Annotated in this window: 7 protein-coding genes and 2 pseudogenes; 5 read left to right on the top strand and 4 right to left on the bottom strand. The window is 47.3% G+C overall.

Features of this window, described 5'->3' with window-relative positions; translation table 11 throughout:
• Window positions 1-78: 78 nt before the first annotated feature.
• Window positions 79-282: pseudogene (locus Q0852_RS20205) on the top strand (transposase); the annotation flags it as partial.
• Window positions 283-472: 190 nt separating this feature from the next.
• Here Q0852_RS20205 and Q0852_RS20200 read toward each other — a convergent pair.
• Entirely contained in the window at window positions 473-811 is a 339-nt protein-coding gene (locus Q0852_RS20200; RefSeq protein ID WP_039468545.1) for a hypothetical protein, read from the bottom strand.
• A 270-nt stretch (window positions 812-1,081) separates the two neighbouring features.
• Between Q0852_RS20200 and Q0852_RS20195 the strand changes: the two genes are divergently transcribed.
• Complete coding sequence (locus tag Q0852_RS20195; protein WP_299021332.1) at window positions 1,082-1,618, top strand: hypothetical protein; 537 nt, start codon at window positions 1,082-1,084, stop codon at window positions 1,616-1,618.
• A gap of 126 nt (window positions 1,619-1,744) precedes the next feature.
• A complete protein-coding gene (locus Q0852_RS20190; protein ID WP_299021330.1) occupies window positions 1,745-2,278 on the top strand; it encodes a hypothetical protein in 534 nt (177 codons plus the stop codon).
• Window positions 2,279-2,624: 346 nt separating this feature from the next.
• Here Q0852_RS20190 and Q0852_RS20185 read toward each other — a convergent pair whose 3' ends face one another.
• The 3 genes from Q0852_RS20185 to Q0852_RS20175 all read right to left on the bottom strand — a co-directional run bounded on the left by Q0852_RS20185 (window position 2,625) and on the right by Q0852_RS20175 (window position 5,200).
• On the bottom strand, window positions 2,625-3,797 hold the full coding sequence (locus Q0852_RS20185) for an RNA-guided endonuclease TnpB family protein (RefSeq protein ID WP_299021328.1): 1,173 nt from the start codon (window positions 3,795-3,797) through the stop codon (window positions 2,625-2,627).
• 175 nt (window positions 3,798-3,972) lie between these two features.
• Window positions 3,973-4,692: a hypothetical protein gene (locus tag Q0852_RS20180; protein WP_299021327.1), complete on the bottom strand. Its 720-nt coding sequence runs from the start codon at window positions 4,690-4,692 to the stop codon at window positions 3,973-3,975.
• A gap of 187 nt (window positions 4,693-4,879) precedes the next feature.
• A complete protein-coding gene (locus Q0852_RS20175) occupies window positions 4,880-5,200 on the bottom strand; it encodes a hypothetical protein (protein ID WP_299021324.1) in 321 nt (106 codons plus the stop codon).
• Between the two features lie 377 nt (window positions 5,201-5,577).
• On the opposite strand from Q0852_RS20175, the gene Q0852_RS20170 reads away from it, so the two are divergent.
• Complete coding sequence (locus Q0852_RS20170) at window positions 5,578-6,093, top strand: S26 family signal peptidase (RefSeq protein ID WP_299021322.1); 516 nt, start codon at window positions 5,578-5,580, stop codon at window positions 6,091-6,093.
• Window positions 6,080-6,826: pseudogene (locus tag Q0852_RS20165) on the top strand (TrbC family F-type conjugative pilus assembly protein); the annotation flags it as partial. The gene Q0852_RS20170 and the pseudogene Q0852_RS20165, both read left to right, overlap by 14 nt.
• Window positions 6,827-7,153 lie beyond the last annotated feature (327 nt).

Genomic DNA, 7,153 nt, shown 5'->3' with positions numbered 1-7,153 from the left:
TAGGAAGAGAAAAGAGGAGCTGAAAAAGGTGGTCGAATAAAAACGAAATCAGTGGTCACGTCAGCCGAAATACGCACTCTCTGGGAGAGAAGAGTCGGCATATGTAATTACGCTAAATATAGGCTGACGAATGCTCGTGTGGAAGCAGGCAACGTGTCTATTGGCCTTTTGAGACGAAGAGCTCGCGGAGTTAGAGACACAGAGTATTTTAAGTTAAAGATTAGACAAACATCGACCAAAGAAACGCATTCAATTTTTTATCCAGAAATCAAGCTCACCTAACCGGAGAAGAGCCGAGGAAGTTTGGCAAAACTATCTATTCTGGTTCAGCTCGCCAGTTAACCGCAGCATTGCTTTTCTTATTGAAGCTAGGATCCGGCTCCATTCAATTCGCACCCTGTTAATAAACGAAACGCTTGCGGATGAACGGCTAGGGATGCCAATTCGCCGATTTCAACTTACTGAATAATTTTCAGTCCATTCGGGTAATAAAGGTTTGCTCGTCATCCACAAAAGCCACAAAGCCGCCGTGATAGATAAACACCCGACCACGCCCCTCAACTAGGCAGGCAAGCTGTGGGTTCAAATCTTCTTCGTTATCCTGGCTTTGAAAAGTGCCGGTATCGGTGATTACGCCGCTGAGTGTAGGCAAATATCCATAAGTGCGCTTGGCTTGATCAATCAGGTTCAATTCGCTGGCGGTAGAGAAGCAAGAGGGGATCGCACCGGCTTCTTCGATAAATATAGTTTTCAGTTCTTCAAAAGCTGTAATCACCAGCCAGTCGATGCCGTTAACATGATGGATAAACATAGAGTTTCTCGGTAATTCTGATGCGGAGATTTTATCTCTATCAGGGGAGAACGTAGTAGAGGTTTAGATGCTAAAGGCGGTAATTCTGTGCCATTTCCAGACATTCACTAGGCCAACTTGAAACACGTTTTTGTCCACCTTCTAGTCACGCAGGCGTTGATGATTATGTACTACCCATAAGCTGCTTAGGTTCCTTTTTGATATTAGGAGCAATAAATACCTCCATGCTACACTGTGTGAATATACAGTTGTAAGTAAGGCAGGACTGGAGTGGAACAGGCGACGGCTGACAAGATGCTGGTACAGACAAAGTGGCAGGCTATGCTGGTAACAGATAACTATGAAGATGAACTAGAAATTGGTTCGCCTCGTATTAAATCATTTATCAAGCAAATTGATGAGTTACTTGTTGGGCTGGAGCTAACACCAAGGCATCATCTCCACTATTTGGAACCCCGTTGGTTGTCACTTTCCCGTGAAGATAGCTATCTGCAGATGGTAGGGGCGTTTAATCAGTATGCTGACCGCCATGACGATATGTACGAGCACTGGAAGCCAGAGTTATTCCCAAAGCATGCACTTGTCAGTGTGATCCTTGCCAAGAACACTATCAACCCCTTTATACACATCACCTTTGACCAATTTGAGCTGACTTTAGATTTAGACAAGTGCGTTTTGTATATCAGGATGGTTGATGCACTGCCGGCGGTACAGCGGAACGCTATCCTGGAGGGATTACTGGCAAATGTCGTCAAGGCGCTGCAGTCACCGGTTGCACCTGAGTCGGTGCCGGAACATGCCTGTTAGCGGACAATCAAAATCTGGGACTTGCCGGAACGGTTGGCAAAAGAGGCCCATACGCTGTGGCAAGAGACCAGCGCCGAGGAGCGTGAAGCCTTTCTGGCGCTAGCGGAACCGGTCATCAGGCCATCGATGTCGCTGCGCGACTACCTATCGGCATGTCGGGATATTTATTTAAGCCTTGGTTTTAATTGCCAGGGACTGGAACCAAAAGCTTGCTATCGGCGCTTTGCCGACGGCCGGGATGGTGGCATGCTGTCGCTGCCAGACGATGATCCAGAGTCGTTTCGCCGATTTGTACAAGGCGACCAGCACTGGGGGCAGCATCCCTTCGAAATCAAGTACGGTGCCAGCTGCAAGTCCGATGGGTTGCACCTGACACCACAATGGGAAAATGGGCAGGTGTCGCTGAGGCTGTATACGTCACCGACTGGCCTCGCCGGGCCGATGCTGGTAAAGGCGTATGCAGCCAATAAGTCAAAATGGCCACTGGTTGTAAAACAGAGCGATTTTGAGCAAATCATTTCCGGCCGGGCATTAGTTGGAATTTGGCCCACAACACATATAGCGGGTTTGGTTTCCCCAGCTACGACTTACTTCAGTTTTTCTGATAAGTATCCGGTTGGCTTTTTGTACCAAAATCAACTCGGGGAATTTGATGGATAACTTCCTCGTAGAGCAGAAGTCGCGGGCTTAGATACCCGTTAAAGAAAGAGATGATGGGGGGAGCGATGTATCTTGCAAGCTTTTATTACCTGGCGACCGGGGAGGGGCTGACAATTGGCTTTTATACCGGAAAATCCTAGACGGAAGCGGAGGACCTTGTTCCCGGTTTCTATCGACCAGCCGCTGCCGTCCATGCGGTTGAAGAGATCCTGAAGGCAGATCCGGATCATGACGTTCTGAGCGAATCATCTCCGGCATTTGCTGCATATAACTTGCGTCGCTACTTCCCTGAGGTCTATCAGCAGGTGACTTCTCACCGCCCTGATCGGGCGATGCTTCTTGTTTCTCAGGCCGCAACCAGTTCGTGACTGGATTTACGCAAGCCTCCGCAAGCAGTAACGACGTGTCCCGCCGCTTTTAATTTCAGAATACCTTTATCACGGATATTGAGAGCGGCATTAACATCCCGATCTATTCCTTTCGTTCCGCAATCAGGACAATCCCATTTACGAACAGATAAAGGCATTTCTTCCATTTTGTAACCACAACAATGACAAGTTTTAGAACTGGCAAACCACTGATCAAGCTTGACCAAATGCTTACCCTGTTCTTTCGCCTTATATTCCAGCTTCAACACAAAGCTGTGCCAACTGGCATCGGCTATGTGCTTCGCTAGTCTGCGGTTTTTCATCATGTTGGCTGATCTCAACGTCTCAACGATGATCGCTTGGTTTTCGGAAATCAAAGAGTGAGATAGTTTGTGTTGATAATCAGCTCTGGCGTACGCTGTCTTTTCATGACACTTGGCAACCAGCAAGCGAGTTTTCGCTCGGTTTGCGCTGCCCTTTGCCTTTCTGGACAACTGGCGTTGTTTGCGTCTGAGGTTTCTCTCAGCGCGTTGTACAAATCGTGGGTTAGCCTCTTTCTTGCCATTTGACTGAATGGCGTAATGAGACAACCCCAGATCGATTCCTGTCACGGTATCAATCTCATGTGCTGGCGTTGGTGCTTCCAGTCCATCATCAACCAGTATCGAGGCGTAGAACTTACCCGTCTTGCTAAAGCTGACAGTAATGCTCTTAACCTTACCGGAGATCTCGCGGTGAATGTTGGCCTCTATTGGCTGCATTTTCGGAAGCTTGATAGCTCCGTCCAGCGCCCTAACGCCGACGCAATGGTAGCTGGATTGCTTGCCATGCTTTCGCTTGAACTGTGGATAACGGGCTTTTAACTTCGGGTCGAAGAAGTTTGAAAAGGCTTTATCCAGATTGATAACCGATTGCTGTAGAGCTATCGAATCAAACTGCTTCAACCACTGATATTTGCGTGACTTTTTACCGATAGCGAGAAGTGGTTTTAAGTCCTTTTTCGGACTCAAAGATACACCATGCCTACGGTACGTGTGCGACTTGATATGCAATGCCTTATTGTACGCGAACCGAACAGCGCCAAACTGGGCTATCAAAAACTCAGCTTGTTCTTCTGTCGGGTAAATTCGTACTTTCGTGGCTCTTAACACTTTCAGTGCTCATGTGTATTATGGCTTTAATTAAGGTTTGTAAAGTGAGTGCACATAACAAAGAGCTATTAAGTGGCTACCTCAAAAAACGGCATAGCGTGAGTAAACTTGTCGTTCACACCTATCACTTCAATAAAAGCTAGTCTTGGGGTTTTCCTAAGCGTAATCTCAATCCTCAGCTTGGAATTCGGTCTTCAATAGAGGCAAAGTTATTATTGCAATATACATTGGCAATATAGCGAATTGACTGCAATACAGTTTCACTCGTTAACCCCTCGAAGTTTTTACAATACTGGGCCAATGCCAGATTACCAATGTGTATGGCCGACGGCAGGGTTACTGGCAGTGCTAGGTTCATCTTGTTGTTCTGACTGTTACAGCCGATTTGCACAAAGACTTTCAAGCCCTGGTTTTCGACACTGAAGTATTTTGCGCCCTTGTCCTCACCGACACCGTGGTTTCCGAACTTCACTTTCTGCATCAGACCCAGACATACTGCAATAAATAACGGCAACTCTTCTTGTGTCAGTTGGATACTGACCTTGCGCTGCCAGTCAAAGGCGCGGGTTTGACCCTGCAGTTTGGGCGCGCTCTCCAGTTGGATCGTATGATACTCATTGCGCTTGCCATGTTGGTCAACGACACCTTCGTCCGCTTTCCTGACCTTCTCCGTTGGCCGGACATCCAGTGCAGCCTTACCACCATGAACCTTGAAACTGTGATGGCGGATAGACACTTCCTGAGGGGGACTATCTGGCATCGAAGGTTGTTGCACTGGAGAGCTGCTTGGTTGCGGGTACTGCGGGGTATACTGCCCTGACCCGCTGGTATGTGGGATGGGTGATGGCTGTGATGCAGGTTGCTGGCTTGTAGGGTATGGCGTTAATGGGTTCATCGTATCACTCCTTTTTTATGGAGAGATACATCAACAGTAATTAAAGTTAAGACACAATCACCACGCTGATATTTCCATTTGAACAGCGAGTTCTGCAATTATTAATTACGGCTGCATACTACAAAAATGATTGGCAGCTGTTTAGGGCGTTTATCGTATATTATTTTCTAAATAATAAAAATAATGGCTATAGCGACAACATATACTCACGAACATTGTTGTAAACGAAATAGAATTCTACAGGATCGTCGTTGGGTGTGTAGTCCGGTACGATATCGCTTGTCGATAAATTATCAGGCCAGGCAATTTTACCAAGCTGGGTCGTAAGGTATCGCCATGCCATCACTGGATTGGTGTCTATCACCATCGGGTTATCTGCATTGTCCTCATAAATACTAAATGCACGCTCCAAGATTAACTCCAGCTCCTTCTTGAGTTCGTGCTCTTTTTCGGTACTTGCAGATGACTTGGTATCATCATTGATTGCACTATGGATATGAGTCAGCATCTTGTTATCCAATTAATTAGGTGGCTGTCTGCTTAGCTAGGCAATAATTGCGCCAAATGAATGCCAATATAGGCATTTTGTGCCTGCCATTTCTTTGTGTTTACGTAACTAATTGTAAACTAATATGTCTTTTTATTAATCATAGATATGGCATATTTAATTATGACGAAATGAACGTAATAAAAACGAATCCTGTTAACGACCTTAGATCATGATCACATAAAACGTATTGTCAAAATTCAAGCAGTTTTGCGCAATGGTATGCATAATGCGAATGACAAATCCTATTAACTCTCGAAAATTGCCTCACTAATTGGTATTCAGAAATCCAATCCCGACAACAATAAATGAACTATTTATGGTTGTTGGTGATTTTAATGCAAATTACACAGTTCTGGTGGCGGATTGTAAAGCCTCTCTCTCTAACTGCAGTACTGCTGACTGGCGGTGCATGGGCAACGGATAAGTATCGGGTTGAAATTGCTCAGGCTACAACAGGGTGCCTACCCGTCACGGCAGTATTGGTAGATAAGCACAATCTGTACCCTTCTCGCGGCCAGCTATTCTCATACCGCTCCCAATCAGCTGAACCGTATTTCGCTGCCGGATCGACCTTCAATAAAATTGCCGCGGCGCTCCCTGGCGATATGGTTGAGATCACTCCGAGGCAAGTGAAGATCAGTCACCGTGAGGGCGGGACCACCGAATACGCCCTGGACGCCAGACGTATGCTGACCTATGCGCAGATGTCACCACTCGATATCACCAAGACCCTGCTTATTCCGAAAGGAAAAATTTTCGCACTTGGCACCCTCTCTTCCAGCTTTGATTCCCGGTATTGGGGGTTGGTCGATAACGGTCAGGTAAAGGGGGTAGGTTATGCGCTTTTCTAACCGTCTTGCAGTACTGGCATTGTTTTGTAGCTATACGTATGCCCAACCCGCGATTGATACCTCAGTGCTGACCGACAGTGACAAAGCCATGTTGTTAGATAGCCAGCAGGTTATGCTCAATGCCAAAAATGACACTGAGCTCAGACGTGAGATTTCTGGTAACCAAGGTGCCCTGACTGAAAGCGACCTTGATATGGTGCAAGACAGTTACGAGATCATGGAGGGTGCCAAGTTCCGGCAAGAGCTGGTGGAGATACGCCAGCAGGCGGATGAAATCAACGCGGCTATCCGTCAGCGACAGTCACTGACGGTGCCGGCGGCCGAGCAATCAATTAATACCCAGGAGCTCGCTCAGTTCCTGCTTGAAACCCTGCCCCAATCCGAAGAAATTGTCCCACGAAAGGCTGCAGCTGAAAAAACAGCAGAACCACCGCAGGTGCTTTGGCTCTTTGTTTCCTCCAGCATGCCTGAGATGGAAATGAAAAAAACACTGCAGATGGCCAGTGAGTGGGGTGCCAGGGTAGTTTTTCGGGGCATGCGTCCGGAAGACACTTCCCTAAATGACATGGTGAAATATGTTGTTACCCAGAAGCAGCTGTTAGCCAAGCACCAAAGTGATGTTATTCGTCAGGCCCAGAGTCAGGAGGAGGTCAAGGATGTCTACAATGCCGGGATCTTCATAGATCCAATGGCGTTCGATCGCTTTAAGGTGGATCGTGTCCCGACGATGGTCTACGAGCGCACCCTACCTGATGGACGTCAATTCTTCGGCCGGGTAACTGGCCTGATTTCCGCCAGCTACCTACAGGAAAAAACCGAAGAGGCCATGGTGAAATCGTCAGGGAGTGACTTTATCGACCTTGGTGAGATGGGGCTGGTATTTGGAATTGCCGAGCGGGATTTGATTGTCGAGATGAAAAGCCGAATGGCCGCTATCGACTGGCAAAAAATGCAGCAAGTAGCCGTTGAGCGGCATTGGCAACGCCGTAAGTTTGTCACCCTGCCACCATCACAAATTGACCAGCGTCTTGAAATGGATCCAACGGTCGAAGTGAAAGAG

The sequence above is a fragment of the uncultured Photobacterium sp. genome (genome assembly GCF_947502415.1).
GTDB lineage: Bacteria > Pseudomonadota > Gammaproteobacteria > Enterobacterales > Vibrionaceae > Photobacterium.
The sequence above is the reverse complement of the archived record's forward strand: the minus strand, read 5'-3'. Positions and strand labels throughout refer to the sequence as shown.